The sequence below is a fragment of the Spirochaetota bacterium genome, from assembly GCA_030154445.1.
Classification (GTDB): domain Bacteria; phylum Spirochaetota; class Brevinematia; order Brevinematales; family Brevinemataceae; genus Brevinema_A.
Genome location: JAGUQW010000011.1, coordinates 108572 through 126816, shown reverse-complemented (window position 1 = coordinate 126816; position 18245 = coordinate 108572). Strand labels below are relative to the sequence as shown.

General features: G+C 29.0%; 17 protein-coding genes. 6 read left to right on the top strand and 11 right to left on the bottom strand.

Annotation, left to right across the window (positions count from 1 at the left end; genetic code table 11):
- Positions 1-143: 143 nt before the first annotated feature.
- The 5 genes from KFW21_05560 to KFW21_05540 all read right to left on the bottom strand — a co-directional run bounded on the left by KFW21_05560 (position 144) and on the right by KFW21_05540 (position 5534).
- Positions 144-1022 (bottom strand): GGDEF domain-containing protein, encoded by an 879-nt coding sequence (locus KFW21_05560; protein ID MDK2818897.1) that lies wholly within the window; start codon positions 1020-1022, stop codon positions 144-146.
- Positions 1023-1025: 3 nt separating this feature from the next.
- On the bottom strand, positions 1026-1697 hold the full coding sequence (locus tag KFW21_05555) for an endonuclease III (protein MDK2818896.1): 672 nt from the start codon (positions 1695-1697) through the stop codon (positions 1026-1028).
- Positions 1687-2883: a ComEC/Rec2 family competence protein gene (locus KFW21_05550; protein MDK2818895.1), complete on the bottom strand. Its 1197-nt coding sequence runs from the start codon at positions 2881-2883 to the stop codon at positions 1687-1689. Before KFW21_05550 ends, KFW21_05555 begins: the two co-directional genes overlap by 11 nt.
- The gene (locus tag KFW21_05545) at positions 2884-4071 is read right to left on the bottom strand and encodes an iron-containing alcohol dehydrogenase (GenBank protein MDK2818894.1); all 1188 of its coding nucleotides are present in this window, start codon (positions 4069-4071) and stop codon (positions 2884-2886) included.
- A gap of 68 nt (positions 4072-4139) precedes the next feature.
- Positions 4140-5534 carry an SPASM domain-containing protein gene (locus KFW21_05540; protein ID MDK2818893.1) on the bottom strand — a complete coding sequence of 465 codons (1395 nt, stop codon included), beginning with the start codon at positions 5532-5534 and terminating at the stop codon, positions 4140-4142.
- Between the two features lie 99 nt (positions 5535-5633).
- On the opposite strand from KFW21_05540, the gene KFW21_05535 reads away from it, so the two are divergent.
- The 3 genes from KFW21_05535 (at position 5634) to KFW21_05525 (ending at position 7989) form a co-directional block, all read left to right on the top strand.
- Entirely contained in the window at positions 5634-6359 is a 726-nt protein-coding gene (locus tag KFW21_05535; protein ID MDK2818892.1) for a glycogen-binding domain-containing protein, read from the top strand.
- Between the two features lie 39 nt (positions 6360-6398).
- A complete protein-coding gene (locus KFW21_05530; protein ID MDK2818891.1) occupies positions 6399-7460 on the top strand; it encodes an alanine--glyoxylate aminotransferase family protein in 1062 nt (353 codons plus the stop codon).
- 94 nt (positions 7461-7554) lie between these two features.
- On the top strand, positions 7555-7989 hold the full coding sequence (locus KFW21_05525; GenBank protein MDK2818890.1) for a flavodoxin domain-containing protein: 435 nt from the start codon (positions 7555-7557) through the stop codon (positions 7987-7989).
- Positions 7990-8040: 51 nt separating this feature from the next.
- Here the strand turns inward: KFW21_05525 and KFW21_05520 are convergent, their stop codons facing one another.
- From KFW21_05520 to holA, 6 genes are all read right to left on the bottom strand, one after another.
- On the bottom strand, positions 8041-8559 hold the full coding sequence (locus tag KFW21_05520) for an adenine phosphoribosyltransferase (protein MDK2818889.1): 519 nt from the start codon (positions 8557-8559) through the stop codon (positions 8041-8043).
- Between the two features lie 60 nt (positions 8560-8619).
- On the bottom strand, positions 8620-10395 hold the full coding sequence (locus tag KFW21_05515) for an ABC-ATPase domain-containing protein (protein ID MDK2818888.1): 1776 nt from the start codon (positions 10393-10395) through the stop codon (positions 8620-8622).
- Positions 10396-10566: 171 nt separating this feature from the next.
- Positions 10567-12513: a threonine--tRNA ligase gene (gene thrS, locus KFW21_05510; GenBank protein ID MDK2818887.1), complete on the bottom strand. Its 1947-nt coding sequence runs from the start codon at positions 12511-12513 to the stop codon at positions 10567-10569.
- Positions 12514-12584: 71 nt separating this feature from the next.
- Positions 12585-13670 (bottom strand): glycosyltransferase family 2 protein, encoded by a 1086-nt coding sequence (locus KFW21_05505; GenBank protein ID MDK2818886.1) that lies wholly within the window; start codon positions 13668-13670, stop codon positions 12585-12587.
- A 39-nt stretch (positions 13671-13709) separates the two neighbouring features.
- Positions 13710-15254: an aryl-sulfate sulfotransferase gene (locus KFW21_05500; GenBank protein MDK2818885.1), complete on the bottom strand. Its 1545-nt coding sequence runs from the start codon at positions 15252-15254 to the stop codon at positions 13710-13712.
- A 1-nt stretch (position 15255) separates the two neighbouring features.
- A complete protein-coding gene (holA, locus tag KFW21_05495) occupies positions 15256-16179 on the bottom strand; it encodes a DNA polymerase III subunit delta (GenBank protein ID MDK2818884.1) in 924 nt (307 codons plus the stop codon).
- Between the two features lie 219 nt (positions 16180-16398).
- Between holA and KFW21_05490 the strand changes: the two genes are divergently transcribed.
- Genes KFW21_05490 through coaD form a run of 3 tightly spaced genes read left to right on the top strand, consistent with a single transcriptional unit; the run spans position 16399 to position 18211 of the window.
- Positions 16399-17202 (top strand): hypothetical protein, encoded by an 804-nt coding sequence (locus KFW21_05490; protein ID MDK2818883.1) that lies wholly within the window; start codon positions 16399-16401, stop codon positions 17200-17202.
- A complete protein-coding gene (locus KFW21_05485) occupies positions 17192-17710 on the top strand; it encodes a hypothetical protein (protein ID MDK2818882.1) in 519 nt (172 codons plus the stop codon). Before KFW21_05490 ends, KFW21_05485 begins: the two co-directional genes overlap by 11 nt.
- A gap of 9 nt (positions 17711-17719) precedes the next feature.
- On the top strand, positions 17720-18211 hold the full coding sequence (gene coaD, locus KFW21_05480) for a pantetheine-phosphate adenylyltransferase (protein MDK2818881.1): 492 nt from the start codon (positions 17720-17722) through the stop codon (positions 18209-18211).
- Positions 18212-18245: the final 34 nt, after the last annotated feature.

The following is an 18245-nucleotide window of genomic DNA, read 5'->3' as shown; positions in this document are numbered from 1 at the left end:
TTTATTAATAAATCAATAAAAATATAAGGTCAATGAAATTGGGGTAAATCTTAACAAGTTTTTATAACAAATGTTTCTTTTATAATATATAGTCTTAATTTGATGTTAAAACTTGTTAAACTTGTTAAGATTTTTATTTTTTTTTATATACAAATTATATTTCTACCCAAATCTTTTGCTTTATATAGTAGCAGATCAGCATTGAAAAATAGATCTGTATATTCTGTATATTCTTCTCTTACACTTACCAGACCTGCACTTAAGGTTATTTTCACAGATTCATCCATTTCCTGTGTTTTTTCTACACATAATCTAATTTTTTCTAACACATCATAAGCTTCTTCTAAAGTAGTTGCAGGAAAAATAATAGCAAACTCTTCACCCCCTATTCTTGCAAGAAAATCTGTTTTACGACAATTCTTTTGCATAATATCTGCAGTAATCGCTAAAATATCGTCTCCTTTCAAATGACCAAAAGTATCATTAACAAATTTAAAATGATCTAAATCAATCAAAGCTAAACAAAAAGAAGTTTTATTACATTTAAAATATTGAAAATATAATTCTAAATTCTTCATAAATGTTCTTCTATTTCCAATCTTAGTCAAAAGATCAAAAAAAGCATAATTATGTATTTGTTGAATTTTATAAAAATTATGTATTGATAATTTTATTTGTATATATAGCTCTTTACTGGTCATAGTTGCCATAGATATCATTAATGATGTTCTTGTATCTAATACATAAGAAAAATCAATATCTTCTACATTATCACATAACAATATCGGTAAAAAAGTCATCACTTCATCTTTTTTAAAAAATGAAGTGATATCATACTTTTGATATAACTTATAATCTATCAATACTAAAATATATTTATTAGATTCTAATTCATCACTATCAGAAAATATTTTTAAAAAATCATCAAAAGTTGCCATAAATGTTAATTTATAGTGTTTACTAAGCGACTTTTTTATTTTTTCAATATAATTATTATTTTCAGTAGCTACAAACAGATTCATTGCTTACCTCTTATTGGCTTTTATATTTTTTATAATTTTCTTATCACACATATTTTCTATAGGGCACAATGAACATTTTGGAGAAATAGGACGACAAATTACTTGACCTAAGGCAACTAAAGGTCTATTAAATTCATTCCAAATATTTTGAGAAACAGTATCACGCAAATAAAATTCTGTTTCTTCTGGATTTTTGGTTTTACAGATCCCTAATCTATTAGAAATCCTATGTACATGGATATCAACACAAATAGCTGGTTTTTCAAAAGCTACTGCCATGACTAAATTAGCTGTTTTTCTGCCTACTCCTGGTAATTCTAATAACAAATCCAAATCTGCAGGAACTGTAGAGTCATAGGTATCTTGCAATATATGAGCGATCTTATGTATTTGTCTTGCTTTAGTTTTATAAAATCCGACAGGATATATTAATTTTTCTATTTGTTCTATCGATATATCACTGATATCTTTTGGTGTTGTCACAACATCGAATAATCGCACAGTGGCTGGTCCGGTAACCTCATCTTTTGTTCTTAAACTAAGGATTGTCGACACTAATACTCTCAAAGGACCATCTCCAACGGTACTCATAAAAAAAACAACAGGTGCTTCTGATAATTGAGGACTATTTTTTAGTATATCAAACATATTGATTAATTTAGTATCATCCCACATCACAAATCCTTTTTTTATTTAATATCGTTACCATTATTATCATGATCAAAATAAATACTACAGAAGCTATCATTTTATTTTGAAAAAACATTACACCCATGGGTATTTCAGAAAATATTTTTGCAATTAAATAAATAAAACGATAAAATAAAAATATTATTTGATCTAGCATCTCAAATGAGATTCCATAGTAACTGAAAAATACTGCTGAAAAACAAAATATTAACAGTATAGGCATAAATGGTACAATAATTGTACTTGAAAACACTGAATATATGTTGAGTACTCCAAATACTAAAATCAAGATTGGTGATACTGACATAAATGCTGCTAAAGAAACAGCTAAATATGAGTTTATTACTGGTATAATATATTTTGATAGTACATCATACCAAAATTTATAGGAAAAAACAATACCTGCCACGGAAATATAACTTAACCAAAAAGATAAGGAATATATATTGTTGGGAGAAATAATCATATTAACAAATAAAGCAATAAAAAATATTTTTGTGTTTAATACAGGAATTCTTATATAAGAAAAAAAAGAACTTAAGAAATGAAATAAAACAGCTCTTTGTAAAGAAATCCCTAAACCACCTAAAAATAAATAAAAAAGAGAAAATGGTAATGTGCTGACTCCTAAAAATCTATTCGACATACCTAACAAAGAAAACAACCAGATGAAAAACATTATAAAAATAATCAAATGTAATCCAGATAGAGCTAATAAATGTGCTAATCCAGAAAATCTTATGTATTCCATAAACTCATCATCAAGAAAACTTTTATTTCCTAAAATTAATGCTGTAATTAAAGCTCCTGATTTAGGATATAAATTAATGATTTCTCTAGTGATATCAATACGAAACACAGAAAATTTATTCAATATCGGAAATAACGAATGATACCAAACAATATTTTGCGGGACATTAATATAACTAGAATTATATTGTTTAGTTCCATATACAGCTATTTTACTAAAAGGAGACAATTCTACAGGAAAATCAAAATATAAATATTGTTGATAAGAAGAAATAACATAGCGTTCTTTTTTATTGTTAATCTCTATATTCGGAAAAGAAGTGATTTGATATTCTTGATAAGAAAAAATAGAAATTTCAGATGAAAAATTATTAGTAATTATAATAAACAGATAGAAAAAAATGAAATATTTTTGTAACATTTATATAGTAATAGTATTTTTTTCCTTAGATCTATTATCTAAAGATACCTCATCTGATTGAAGATCACTATTCATATTAATACCATTTTTCACAGCATTATTTAGTATATCAGTTAATTCATAAAAACCAGCTGGGCGAGATAAATCAAGCATAAAGTGATATTGTGATGCTTGTTTGGCAACAATATCTAACATAGAAGAAGTAAAGGTATAAGAGGATAAAGGTTGTATTTCCATTTGTTGTAATAAATTATGAATAACACCTAATACTTGTAAACTACTTTCTAAAGGATCTCTTTCCTCAATTTCTAAAATACGAGCAATTTTTTGAAATTTATCTAAATTAGATACTAACGAATACTCGAGAGAACTCATCAAGACAGCCCCAGATCCTTCTATTTCGGAACAAACTAAAGAATTAGACAAAGACATCGCTAATCCTGCACAAATACCCAAACTAGAACTTTGTATAGCAAAGCTTGCTAACAAAGATCCCATCATTAATTCATTTTTGAGTTTTACATTAGTTGGCTCATTTGGTAATCTATTACCAGCAGAAACAATTAATTCTATTGCTTTTAATGCATAAGACTCTGAAAGCATCGTAACATTACGAGAAAATAAAGCATCCAAGGCATAAGACAAGCTATGAATAGCAGATTTCAAAATATTATCTACTCTACTAAATTCAGTATAAGAAGAATCTAAAACTAACCAATCAGCTCTTGACTCTAGATCTTTATATGGTTTTTTTAATGTTTCATAATTTGAAGCAATATAGTATGTTTCTAACAATCCTGTATAAATACAAGGAATCGAAGGAATTTCAATATAAGATATCTTATTGTTATCTGTACTTGCAAATTGTACTATTGCTCGAGCAATAGATAACACATGAGTGTCTCCAAATCCTACCACTGTTTGTACACAACTTTCTTTGGCTAATAAAATAGCCTCATCCTGAACACCTTCACTACACTCATTAGAAACTGGATGGAATATTAATCCATAAGAAACATTTTCTATAAAACGACGAAGATTTTGTGTTGCACCAAGATTCATAAGATTTTGATCTGTTACCATAATTACTCTTTTTTTTAATAATTCTGATAATTCACTTAAATTGGTATAACATTCATAGCCTTGAATAATGCGTGTAGGAATATGAAAATAATTGAAATCAAGCATACAAATACCTCTATAGATTTACTTATATAATCTATCGGAAGTAATATTATTTTATTAACATTTATTTTTTAATTCCAAATCCACCAATCATCACAATTATTACAAGTATCGCAAATTTTGTATTCTTGTTTTTTATGTTTATCAAAAGATACCTGATTTTTTGCCCAAATGCTTATTAGTGATTCTTCTAATAAAGAACCAATAATGGTATCTGCTTGACGACATAACAATACTCGTCCATCATTTAAAATAGTCAACTCTCTTCTCAAAGCAAAACAAGGATGTCTCTTAATAGGAGCTAAATCAACAACTTTATTATCCATACCAAAAGAATCAGCTTTTGTAATTAAAACTTTTAAATATTTCCATTCTGTCAAAAAATATTTGATACTTTCTTCAGTTTCCAAACATCTTGTCAAGCGTACCCAAACATGATCTTTATTAGGTAATGATTTAATAAAATTAGTAATTTGTTCCAAGCTATGAGCATTTTTTTTGTACTGTTTGAAAAGTGATTCTACGGTAAAACTAACATCGAAAATTAATTCTGTATTTGGTCGAGCAAGAACTAAATCTGTAAATTCTTGATTTAAACAGAGCGATCTGCATTCTATCAGCACTTTATTTGAAATAGTATTCAATAGCATAAATAATTCTATGAAAGCACTGTGCAAAAAAGGATCACCCCATACTCCTATAGATATCAATGTTTCAGGACATAACTCATCAATTTCTGTTATAATCTTTCTAAAAAGATCTATACCCATCTCTTTATTTGAAAAAGATTTACTATGAAAACCATCTGATTGTGAAGAAATTTCTATAGCTATATATTGAGGATTATGGCGTAACATCACTGATTTTTCTATTAATAAATTATCTATCGTATGAATAGATAATTTTGGATTATCCATCAAATTACTAATATATTCTATAGCACCTTTATTAACGGGAAGAAAATCTATTCTTTCCATAATTAACAAAGAAGCTGACAAATATACACCTACATCGATACCTTTATATTCCCAGTCAATCAGTTCTTTTAAAGAAGATTGTATAACTTGATCTTTCTCAATAAAATTCCAAAAATCATCCAGAAATTCATGAGAAATAATCATAGGAACTAGCCCATCAGGGATATTTTCTGTTAGACAAACATCATATTGATTATTTCTCATATAATTAACTACATCTTCTGTATCTACTAAAGAAAGTAATCCTGCAAAAGCATCACAAATAACAACATCTCTTTGTTGTGCATTTTTAGCAATATATTGATAGAGAGATTTTGAATCAGAAAACTTCAAATCAGTGATTAAACTATCTTGATGACCAACAACTAGTATATCTATATTATTTAATTTGCTTACTAATTTTTGGTGAATATTACTAAGCTTATCTTGATAACGCAAGTAAAAATTTTTATCTATAGAATCTATTAGTACAAATAAGATATTATTCATTATTATCTCCTATTTATTATTGTAGCTTACTTAACATTTCTCTGCAATTTTTACCATATTATTTTTGATATTTTTACTGTTTAGTATTATAATATCATTATGAAACCAATTAAAATATATTTCTTATTTTTTCTCTTTCCTGCTATCATAAGTTCACAATCTCGTATGATACTACCAGATGCTCGTCAAATAAATGATTTTCTCACAAAAGATATCTCTGATATCAATTTTCAATCTCCTTTGATTCTCAGTAATTCTATTCTTTTTTTCTACAAAGGTCCTGCCAAATCTGTACAAATTGCCGGTGATTTTAATAATTGGCAAAAAAATTTGCAAATGGAAGAATCTCGTTCTAATATTTGGGTACTCTCTTTGAAAAATCGTATCCCTGCTGGAAAATATAAATATCGTTTTAAAGTTGATGGATTTTGGATTACCGATCCTCTTAATCCTAATCATGAATTTGATATGGGACGACAAAAATTATCTATTCTTAATCTAACTAATGATTTTATTCCTAATAAAAAATTTCCTTTTTGGATCTCAAATAATACTTATATTTTTCAATATCAAAATACAAATGCTAATATTATTACTATTGCTGGAGATTTTAATAATTGGAATCCTTTTTCTCATCAACTTACTCATAAAGGAGCAGGAATATTTGAAATCGAATTAGAATTAGACTCTGAAGAAATATATTTGTATTCTTTTGTTAAAGACGGCATTTGGATTTATGATCCAAATAATTCAAAACAATATAGAAATGCACAAAATAGACCAGTTAGTGGTTTCTATGCAGATCAAACTAATTCTATTCCTTAAAACAACTATTCATATATATTTAAGAAAGGTGGCTGTCATATGAAAAAATTTCTTGCTACCCCTGGTCCTGTAAATATACCTGATTTTGTTCATCAAGCAATGCAGAATGTATATTATCACCGATCATCAGAATTTTTTAATATTCAAAAAGAATGCAGCACTCTTCTTAGTCATTTTTTTAATAACTCTATACCTAGTATTATTATGCCATCATCTGGAACTGGAATAATGGAAATGGCTCTTATCAATATCTTATCACCAAATGACAAAGTTATTTGTTTAGAATTTGGTAAATTTAGTGAACGTTTTCGTCATATAGCTCAAGCTTTTGAATGTAATGTAGTTAGTATCAAGAGTCCTTGTGGTACTTATCCATCACCCGATCAATTAGAACAAACGCTCAACATTCATCCTGATGCCAAAGTAGTTACCACTTGTCATTCAGAAACAAGTACCTGTGTACTTGCACCTATCAAAGAATATGCTAAAATTATTGCCCCTACAGATACACTTTTTGTAGTAGACGCTATTAGTTCTGTTAGTACCTGTCCTATAGACCAAGAATTAAACAAAATCGATATTTGTCTTGGAGCTGGTCATAAAGGATTCATGATTGATTCAGGCTTAGCCTTTCTCTCTTATTGTGGAGAAAAATTATTACCAGCTATAAAAACTTCGACATTGCCTAAATTTTATTTTAATCTTCAGAAAGAAATGCTCATCCAGAAAGATGGATTAGTATCTTGGACACCTAATATTATGCAAATATTAGGATTACAGGCCAGTCTTCAACATATGATTCAAGAAGGAATTCCTAATATTTATGATCGTTATCAACAGTTATCTCAATTTACTCTACAATCAGGAAAAGAACTAGGATTAACATCTGTTGTTCAAAATCACTTTGACAATAGTTTGAGTGTTAGTGGATTTTTTGTACCAAATCCTAAAGAAATTATAAAAAAAATGGATAATCAAAATATTATTATTACTGGTGGTCAAGGTGAGCTAGCCGACAAAATTATTCGTATTGGACATCTTGGTAACACTACATCATCAGAAATGTCTTGGATAATGAAAATTTTAGCAGCATCTCTTTGAAACTATATAAAAACATTCAATGAATAAAAAATTGACATTACTATCACTTTAGTTTTATAATTAAATAAATAATCACAAAATGAGGGAGTTCATAATGAATATATCTGTATTATTCGGTTCCGAGACTGGAAATGCTCAAGCATTAGCATCACAAGCTAGTGAATTTTTAAATACTAATGGACACACAGCTTCTATAAAAGATTTAGGCGATGTATCAGTAAATGATTTGAAAACATTAGAAAACATCCTTATAATTACTAGTACTTGGGGTGATGGAGAAGCACCTAGTAATGCAAGTAACATTTATGAAACTTTATCAAATACTCAAGAAGATTTATCAAACACTTCTTTTGCTGTATTTGCTATCGGCTCTACTTCTTTTCCTCAATTTTGTCAAGCTGGAATTGATTTTGATGCATTTTTAGAAAAAGCTGGATCAAAAAGACTAGTTGATCTTGAAATGGCCGATGATGATTATAGTGATTCTTTTCCAATATGGTTAGCAGCTATTCAATCCAAATTAGCTTAATATATATCATATATAAAAAACACCCTATGTTTATACTAGGGTGTTTTTAGATTAATTTTGTACTTGATAAAGAGAATATATATCTTTAGTGCATAGTTTGTCTCTTCCTTTAAGAAATGTTAATTCTGATAACAATCCAATTCCTACAAGTTCACCACCCAACTCAAGAACCATTTGTTCTGCAGCTTCTAAAGTACCACCTGTAGCTAAAATATCATCACAAATTAACACTTTATCACCAACATTAATTGCATCTTTATGGATCTCTAAACTATTTTCTCCATATTCTAAAGAATAAGATCGTGAAATAAGTTCTGCTGGTAATTTTCCAGGTTTTCGTATAGGTACAAAACCTGTATGCAAGCCAACAGCAACTGGAGCAGCTATCACAAATCCTCTAGCTTCTAAACCAACAATTTTAGTAATACCTTTGTTTTTAAAATGCTCAATAATTTGAGTAATACTATAAGCAAAAGCATCCGCATCTTTCCAATAAGTAGTCACATCTTCAAATAAAATTCCTTCTGTAGGATAATTTTTAATTTGACGAAATAATGAAGAGTACTTCATATATATTACCTCTTTACTATCATAATTTATAATATTTTATATATCGTATTAATTATTTTATTATTTAGTACTTTGTTCTTTACATTGCAAAGCTCTTAATCTACATAATGCTGCATGCCAATCCAAAGGTCTTGTCTTAACAATATAACGCCAAGCTCTAGTTTTTTCTAATTTGTCACTACTTTGTTTTGATTTTCTATCTATTTGCCTTGGAGATAAATGATCAAAACCAACTCTTGAAAAAATTTCCCAACCGTATTTCTCTATATCTTTTGATACTCGATCCCAAACTTCTTTAGGACTTTGATTTAGATATTCTTTTTCTTTGGCATAAGCCAGTACTGCTGCCAAAGTACCATATTGTGAAAAATCATAAATATGATGCCAGGCACTAAGATCTATAGATTCTCTACCAAACTTTACATGCCCCTTTTCACCATCTATTAATGCCATTCCTTTTTTACCCACAAAACTAACACTATTACCCATGATAACTCTATTATTTCTAGTTTCAAAAACAGGAGCGTTGATTTTTTCCATAGGATTTTGTTTCATAATCTCTTTTGCCTTTTGTGTTTGATCCGTATAGTCATAGTTATCAGCGACAATTACTCTATCAGCAATATTCATAAAATCACCCAAAGCACCCGTAACCATAATTAGTGAAACACCCTGTTTTTTGAGATTATTCATATGAGCAATCAATGGTGTAATTGTTTCTTTATAATCAGGCACTAGATTTCTCATTCTGGAATCTCTGATGAGAAAATTAGTTGCTGAGATATCTTCATCTATTAAAATCAATTTAGAACCCATTTCTAAAGATTCAATCAAATTAGCTGCCTGAGATGAAGATCCACTGGCATTATCTGTTTGGAAAAATGTAGAAGATTTGTATTCTGGTAAATTATGAATAAAAGGTGATATATCTATTCCTTCAATAAAACGACCATCTTCAGCTCTTAAGAAAACCGCACTATCATCAGTGACACAGTATTCTCTACCATCACCTAGTATGTGATTATAAATAGCATTAGAAATAGCAGTAAGTAATGTGGATTTACCATGAAAACCACCACCAGCAATTAAGGTAATACCTTTTGGAATAGCCATCCCTGTAATTTGAAATCCATCTTGTAAAGTAATTGTTTGTTCTAATTCTTTTGGTGATAGGAATGCTCTAGCTTTTTGATGAGACATCGGCTTGTCGTTGATAGCTGAAGCTCTCGCCAAAACAGAATCATTAGCAATAAAGGTAACAATATTTTTGTTTCGACACTCTTCTCTAAGCCAATGTTGTCTTTCTGTTATTTGGACAAATTTTAACAAATAATCATTTTCTTGTTTTGCTTCTAATAATGTTTTTTGAATAACATTAGGTAACTCTTCTAACAACAATTCTTGGGCTTCATTCCCTGCTATTGTCCGTCCAAAAGCTGGTAATCCTATCAATATTTTAAGCTCTATACAATCATCTTTGATAATAACTGAGTTGCCTTCTATAACTTTTTGAGCACCATAACGAATACCACAAAAACCACCATTACCAGAACCTTTGTCATCTTTTGTCATAATACGCACATTTTGTGCAAATATCCTTCCTATAGCATCACAAAAAGAATACAAACGAACAGGATTTGCAATCAAGCTAGGATCAAATTCTGTATTCTGAAAAGGAACTTTAATCGTCATTTTGGATGGTTGAGCAAAAGGATCAGCTTGTACCTGATCTATACTAAGAATGAATTTTTCGAAGTTATATTCTCCTAATAATCCATAATAGAGAGTATATTTACATTTGTTAAAACGCTGTAGTTTAGTTCTTAGATTGTGCATTGTTATTCCTCAATAATTCTATTCTGTTATTATACATTATTTTTATTAAATAGAATACTATTATTTAATAATTTACTAATATTTAATATATCAAGGTTTCCACCCACCTATAAAATACCAAAATAAAAACCACCTTCTGTAATTAAAGAAAGTGGTTTTTTATTGATATTACTAAATATTTGTTCTTGTATGTATCTCTTTTTTTACTTGTTGAATAAAAGAGTCTACAGATATAGCAGTCTCCTCACCTCTAGTATAATGTCTCGGCGAAACGGTATGTTCTGTCATTTCTTTTTCACCCAATACAATTATATAAGGAACTTTCGACATTGTTGCTTGTCTGATTTTGTACCCTAATTTTTCATTAGATTTGTCAATCTCTGTTCTAATTCCAGATTTTTTGAGAATATTTCTTATTTCAATCCCATATTCGTTAAACTTTTCAGAAACAGACAAAATTCGGACTTGTATAGGAGCAAGCCATACTGGAAATTTACCCCCAAAATGCTCTATCAAGATTCCAGCAAATCGTTCCAAACTTCCATAAATAGCTCTATGTATCATCACCAAAATATGTGCTGCTCCATCTGATCCTGTATAAGTCATACCAAAACGCTCTGGTAAATTCATATCTAGTTGAATCGTTCCACATTGATGAGTACGCCCAAGAGCATCTTTTAGATGATAATCAATTTTAGGCCCATAGAATGCCCCATCCCCTTCGTTGAGCGTATATTTTTTACCAAAACGATCCAAGGCTGATTTTAATGATTTTTCTGCTAAAGCCCACATTTCATCAGAGCCTATAGATTTGTCAGGACGAGTAGAAAACTCTATATTATAATCAAAACCATAAGTAGCGTAAGTTTGATCTACAAGTTCCATTGCATTAACTATTTCATCTTCTATTTGTTCCGGTGTCATAAATACATGAGCGTCATCTTGAGTAAATCCACGCACACGAATAAGTCCATTGAGTTGTCCTGATCTTTCATATCGATGTACTTTACCAAACTCTGCCACTCTTAAGGGTAATTCTTTATAAGAATGTGGTTCACTATTATACCATATAATTCCACCAGGGCAATTCATTGGTTTTAGAGCAAGGGTTTCATTCTCTTTGGTTGAAGAAAAGAACATATTTTCTTTGTAGTTTTCCATGTGTCCAGAAGTTTCCCATAAAGAAGTTTTGAGCATTGTTGGTGTTTCAATTTCTATATAGTCTCGTTGATCTAATTCTTCTCTCATAAATTTTAGCATTTCATTTTTAAGTACCATCCCATTAGGATACCAAAAAGGCAAGCCCAATCCCTCTTCATGAAAACCAAATAATTTTAACTCTTTTCCTAATTTACGATGATCTCTTTTTTTAGCTTCTTCTATATTTTCAAGATAGGAATCTAAGTCTTCTTTACTAGCCCATGCAGTACCATAAATACGAGTAAGCATTTTATTGTTTTCAGATCCTCTCCAATACGCTCCAGCAAGCGTTTGTAATTTGAAAAATTTCAAAGCTCTTGTATTGGGAACATGTACCCCACGACAAAGATCTAAAAATTCACCTTGTTTATAAATAGTAACAGGCTCACCACCTTTGATAATATCGTTTAGAATTTCTACTTTATAAATATCATTTTGCTCTGTAAAATATTTGATAGCATCAGATTTTAACCATACTTCTCTAGTAATAGGTAGCGATTCCTTGGTTATTTTTATCATTTCTTTATGAAGAACTGGTAAATCACTTTCTCCAAATTCACCCACAATATCAAAATCATAATAAAATCCATCTTTAATAATAGGTCCGATTGCAGCTTTAGTACCAGGTCGAAGACGAATTAATGCTTGTCCCATCAAATGAGCCATAGAATGTCTATAAATAGCCAGCCCTTGAGAATCTTGAGGCGTAAGAAATTCTACTGATTTTGTATTGTTAATTGCTGTACTAAGATCAGTTTCTATACCATCTGCCAATACAGCAATAGTGGCATCGAGTAGTTCATTAACACCTAATTTTTTAGCGAGATCTCTATCTTCTCGTAATGTTTTTAAGACCTCAGCAAATGTTTGCTGAGTATCTACGCTTAATTCACCTTGTGGAAATTTTAAAAGACTCATTGTCTACTCCTTAAACTCCCTAAACAACAGGGCAGTTTTTGTATTTTTTTAGTTTTCTTAATAAAATTATTCTATTTTTCGTAGATAAATTTTAAACCTAATTTTCTCAGTATATACTTTATAAGGTGCTTAATTTTGTGATTACGCGTCATCATACCAAAATCATACCATTTGTTTCTCATGATTACTGATTCACTAACACAATCATCATCACAAAAATTTTCCAATGAAAACTCAAGATATACTTTGATGAATATACTTCTAAGTGTATCAGAAAATTCATTAATGATCGATACCACTTCTAACGGCAATTCTTCTACACTAGATGAGCTTATTCTTACGAACCCTTTTAAATGTAATTCCATATCTCTAATAAATCTATCTTTAATCATATCCCATACTTTTATAGTTTTGAAAAAACTTTTATTACATTCATAACATATAGAAAACTCTCTAAAGTAATGTACTAGTTCTTTAGCATTTTGTCTTCGTGTTTCAGAGTCTGGATTGAAACGATATTCATATATCTGAGAATCGATATGAATTCTTTTATTAGAACAAGCATACAAAATAGGACTAGAAATCCAATCTTCAAATTTATTGACTTTTATATTTCTAAAAGTATATAATAAAAACTTTTTTACAATTTCTCTCTTAATCAATCCACCTGTTTTATTCCTTTTATATTTTATATTAATAAAGTAAGATTCCAAAACAGCTTGAGGGTTATTTGAAGTATTAGTCCATACAGCATCTATTTCTTGAGATTGAGGATATATATTATTATCAAGTTTCTGACCCCATATAATAGAAGTTACAATATCTGCATTACTTTCTATAGCTTTGGCTAACAATATTGTACAAGCCTCAATATGTAATAGATCATCCGCATCACAAACAGTTATATAATCTCCTGTGACATTTTCATAAGCTATGCACAGTGTTTCATACAGCTTCATGTTTTCTTTGTTTTCAATATAGATAATACGAGAATCTTTGCTCATATATTCTTGAATAATTTGCTTTGTATTGTCTGTAGAAGCATCATTAACAATTACTATTTCTATATTTTTATGAGTTTGATTGATTAATGAATCCAAACATTCTTTTAAAAACTTTTCTCCATTATATACAGGTACAACAATAGATATTTTCATAGTAACTTCCTCAATTTATTTTTTAATATTTTTTCTCAGTTATAATAATTTCCTTTCTAATACATCTATAGAATATTTCTTATTAGTATCTTGATAAGGATAGAGAGGTTTTTTTTCTACTCTATATACCCATTCTGTTCGCAAACTCATATCAAAAATAAGTGTGCCATCACGATCAAACTCAGCAATTCTTGTGGTTTGAAAAATATTTAAGAGCGTATCAAAACCCCACAATACTAGTAAATTTTCGTGATTATCGCCTATCAAATCAACATCAGAAAGCAAACGAGAATAAACTCTTTTTGGATGTTTGATATTTTTTATTAGTGTTGCTTGTCCACCTTGTTCATTAGAATTTGGAGTAATTTGATATTCCAAAACACGAGACCCTATAAAACTAATATCATTATCACCTTGATTATCAAACATTAATAAATTACCATTACTTCTCAACAACAAACTATGTTGATTTCTCGGATAAGTAGAAGAAATCAAGCGATAGGGTTCTAAAGCTTTGATCTGATCCAAATAGACAAAAGAACTGGGTACAAATCCATAGTTCTTACCTTGTTGTGTATTCATCCTATTATCTGCTAACCACCATAAAATCTTCCATTCTTTGTATTTGGCAGCAATAACACCTAGATGTCTCAAGGATAAATAAATAATATCAGTATTTTCATCATAGACCATAGCATTCGCATGAGCCCAATCAATATTTTCTTCTTTTTTAGTAATACGATTCGTACTCATATTATTTGTATCATAAATAGTTTTATTGAGCTCTTCCCAATCAGATGGATCTAGTGTATTCCTAAATAAATCTCCAAAAATTAAATCTCTGATAACTTTTCCTTTGGGATTTATTTGTATAAGTCTATCTTCCATCCCACCTCTATCTGAAAGAGCTAAAACCATTTTGTCCGCGCCTTTATAAGAAAAATCATGGTGTACTTTTATTTGTTCTGTAGAGGAAAAAATTTCTTGACCTAGTAAGTTTATTTTTATCATTTTTTTATCTACAAAATAAAAATAAAATTCATTATTCTTATATTCCATCCTAGCCATTGCATTGATATTATTATCTTTTTGATAGATATAACGAAGATCACCTAATCTATCATAAGCAACAATATTAGTGTAATTGTCATAAAGGAAATAAAAATCCTGATTAAAAGGATCTGATTTTTTTAATTTGTCATAGTGGACTTTTACATATGAGGATCTGACTTTTGGGTATTTTTCTCTCTGATTAATATAAACATCACTAATAAAAATATTAGTATTTAGAATTTGTTGATCTCCCAAAAAAACCAAGATTTGATTTGTTCTATTGTGATACAATCCTTGTATAGGAAATTCATGTCCATACTGAGAAGCAAAAGTATGAGAAAGCGACATGCTTTTTTGTTTGCCCAACACGGTAATGGTTAGCGGTAAATTATTTTCTTGTGCTAATTTGAAAATTCCTGATAAAGGAGTTTTTCCATAAGGATTGATCGTTAACCCTATAGGCACATTAAAAGGTTTGACAAAATCATTAGCACTAAATAAGAAAATTAATATTATAAATACATAGGACATACTACAAACCACACAAAAATTTTTCAAAAGTAGTTTGGGTAAACAGAGTTGATTTGGTTTTGGATTCTATCTCCAAAACACTAATGCATTCAAAACAAGAAGATAAAAAACGCAGATTGTTTTTGGACACTAATGTTTGGTACTTTCTCCACTCATAAGGAGAAACAGCAAATCCTGCTGGTATTTGTCCATTTTTAGCAGTTTTTACTGCCCACATAATTTTGGTTGCTCTATAAAACATTGCTATTATGGCAGGAAAAGATTCCCCAACATAAAGAAGATCGTGCAAAGATTGGAGAGATCTTTCTATATCATGATTGAAAATAGCGTCTATTAGATCAAAAATAGAAGAATTTTGAGCTCTTTCTAATACATGTTGTATATCATTTTCATCAATTGATTTTTTGTCTGTACCTATATAAGCAATCAATTTGTCTAACATTCCTGATAATTCTTCTATATCTTCTCCAGCAAAAGTAACAAGTAAATCTATTACAGAAGAAGAAGAAGAAATACCTTTGTCCCCTAAGCGTCTTTGTGCATAACGCTTTTGATCCTGAGACCATGCTTTTTTGAAATTATGGATGACAGCTCTTTTGTTACCTAATTCAGTAACACTATTTAATATTTTAGTAGGTATTTTTTGATATTCTAATACCAAACAAATAGCGCTAGAAGGATCTTTTAAATAATTTAATAATTGTTTTTCAAATTCACTTTTAGTTTTATCAGCATTTCTAACAATTAACATACGACGAGCGGAAAACAAAGATCCTGTTAATAAGTCTACAAAGAAATCTTCTAAAATTAATTCATCTCCATAATACACAACTCTGTCTTTTTCAGAAAAAGTTGAAATAATTTTATCAAGTTCTTCTTTGAGAAAAACAGGGTTTTCACCACCTAAAACAAAAACATCTATCATCACTATTGTTCCTTAAATATTATAAATAAATTTATTTATAATTATACAATAGAATATTTTTAAACACAATACTATAAGGTATTATCCACAAAATACAAACTATAATAAATAGAAATTTATGTCTAATACTATATTAATTTATAATTATATGTTATGATTGTATAGATATAATAATTTTATTTCAAATATATTTAAAATATACAAAATTTTGGGGCCAGAATGAACATTGTTTTTTATTTTTTATTTTTATTTTTTTCTCCTAATATTATTATCACACAAACAAATGACGATATATTACCATTATCTGATCCTGAATTTTCACATTCTATTATCATATTAAATGGTACTAATTATATAAATATAGGCCTTAAAACAACTCCAAATAGAGGAATGCCTGCCAATATAGATTGGAATCAAATACCTGATATTGGATTTCCAAAAAATGAAGTACATACTATAAAAATCATCCGTAAAGCTAAAATTAATTTTTCTAATGATAATATTATATTATCACCTAGTGTGTGGCGTTTTGAAGCAAAATCTTGGTCTTTGGATTATAAAGGATCTATTCCTTATCTTGAAAATTTAGAATTTCTTGCTCTTGAAGAAAATACCGATTTACTAACATCTAGTAAAATAGAAATAGCACAAAATTCTATGGGTTATTATCAAGATAAAATTAGTCGTTTTCCTGGTTTTTATCAAGCTATGAATCAAACATCATATAACTTAGTATCATCAATTTTTCTAATTTCTAAACAAGATAACATCAACATATACCAACAAACAAAAAAATTAGACAACGAAATATTACAAAATATTCAAGAGCAAATTGTTACAAATATAGAAAATGAATCAACAAATGATGATAAAAATGATTATTTTAATAATGAAGAAATCACTGCTAATGAATCTCATAATACACAAAATGACCAATTAACAATACTAGATAATGGAATGAGTATTAATACTAGTATTGATAAAAAATTAAAAAATAAATTGGATAACGATAATGAATACTGATGAAAAAGATTTATTATACCAAGATATACCTTCTATTAAAAATCGTATTTCTCGAAATGAGAGGGTTTCTTTAAGAAGGCGTAAGATCTGTACCGATTGTCAACCAGATCATATCACTATCGCCAAACAAAAATCAAAACATTTGTATTATTTTTATTTAGCGATTTTAGCGATTGGTATTATTGCTCTACAAATACAAAAAAGACAGAATAATACAGAATCTTTCGCTAAAGAAAGTTCAAAAACTGTACGAATTTCTTTCACAAAAAAAATAACCGCTACTATTATTGATCAGAAATATCGTTATGGTATTTCTATTGTTTTTAGAAATACAGGTAATCAAATTTGGAATATCAATACTTTGAAACTTGATATTTCAAATCTCCCTGATCAAAAAGAAATTATTATCAATTATTCCTTAGCACAGGATGATTTTCATTCTGTTTTTATCCCTTTAACAGAAAAAATCAATAAGATAAACGACATAACTATCACTACAACTTCTTAGGAACAAAATATGAAAAAAGCTATTTATCCTGGTACTTTTGATCCCCCAACAAAAGGGCATGAAGATATTGCACGCCGAGCATTAGAAATATTTGATGAGCTTATTATTGCTGTTGGTGATAACTTCTCAAAAAAAACTCTCTTTTCAGCACAAGAACGAGTTCAATTATGGCAAGAAATATTTCCAAATAATCCCAAGATCACAATAATATCTTTTACAGGATTGATTGTAGAATTTGCCAAAAAAAACAAAGCTGAAATTATTGTGCGTGGATTGAGAGCTATTTCTGATTTTGAATATGAGCTTCAAATAGCAGAGACTAATAGATCTCTTGATCCTCAGATTGATACTATATTTTTTACAGCTAAAGGACGACAACTATTCGTTAGTTCAACGATTGTAAAAGAAATTGCCTCTTTAGGCGGAGATATTTCTAACAAAGCTCCTGCAAATGTTTGTAGAGCTTTGCAAGAAAAATTTCAAATAACGAATCTTAATTAGAAAAAAAAGATCTAATAATATATATATAATAAAA

Coding starts and splice junctions, on each gene's coding strand:
- KFW21_05525 (MDK2818890.1), top strand. CDS start 7,555: ATGAATATATCTGTATTATTCGGTTCCGAGACTGGAAATGCTCAAGCA.
- KFW21_05530 (MDK2818891.1), top strand. CDS start 6,399: ATGAAAAAATTTCTTGCTACCCCTGGTCCTGTAAATATACCTGATTTT.
- thrS (MDK2818887.1), bottom strand. CDS start 12,513: ATGAGTCTTTTAAAATTTCCACAAGGTGAATTAAGCGTAGATACTCAG.
- KFW21_05545 (MDK2818894.1), bottom strand. CDS start 4,071: ATGCTTGATTTCAATTATTTTCATATTCCTACACGCATTATTCAAGGC.
- KFW21_05550 (MDK2818895.1), bottom strand. CDS start 2,883: ATGTTACAAAAATATTTCATTTTTTTCTATCTGTTTATTATAATTACT.
- KFW21_05515 (MDK2818888.1), bottom strand. CDS start 10,395: ATGCACAATCTAAGAACTAAACTACAGCGTTTTAACAAATGTAAATAT.
- KFW21_05490 (MDK2818883.1), top strand. CDS start 16,399: ATGAACATTGTTTTTTATTTTTTATTTTTATTTTTTTCTCCTAATATT.
- KFW21_05500 (MDK2818885.1), bottom strand. CDS start 15,254: ATGTCCTATGTATTTATAATATTAATTTTCTTATTTAGTGCTAATGAT.
- KFW21_05535 (MDK2818892.1), top strand. CDS start 5,634: ATGAAACCAATTAAAATATATTTCTTATTTTTTCTCTTTCCTGCTATC.
- KFW21_05505 (MDK2818886.1), bottom strand. CDS start 13,670: ATGAAAATATCTATTGTTGTACCTGTATATAATGGAGAAAAGTTTTTA.
- KFW21_05540 (MDK2818893.1), bottom strand. CDS start 5,534: ATGAATAATATCTTATTTGTACTAATAGATTCTATAGATAAAAATTTT.
- holA (MDK2818884.1), bottom strand. CDS start 16,179: ATGATAGATGTTTTTGTTTTAGGTGGTGAAAACCCTGTTTTTCTCAAA.
- coaD (MDK2818881.1), top strand. CDS start 17,720: ATGAAAAAAGCTATTTATCCTGGTACTTTTGATCCCCCAACAAAAGGG.
- KFW21_05555 (MDK2818896.1), bottom strand. CDS start 1,697: ATGTGGGATGATACTAAATTAATCAATATGTTTGATATACTAAAAAAT.
- KFW21_05560 (MDK2818897.1), bottom strand. CDS start 1,022: ATGAATCTGTTTGTAGCTACTGAAAATAATAATTATATTGAAAAAATA.
- KFW21_05485 (MDK2818882.1), top strand. CDS start 17,192: ATGAATACTGATGAAAAAGATTTATTATACCAAGATATACCTTCTATT.
- KFW21_05520 (MDK2818889.1), bottom strand. CDS start 8,559: ATGAAGTACTCTTCATTATTTCGTCAAATTAAAAATTATCCTACAGAA.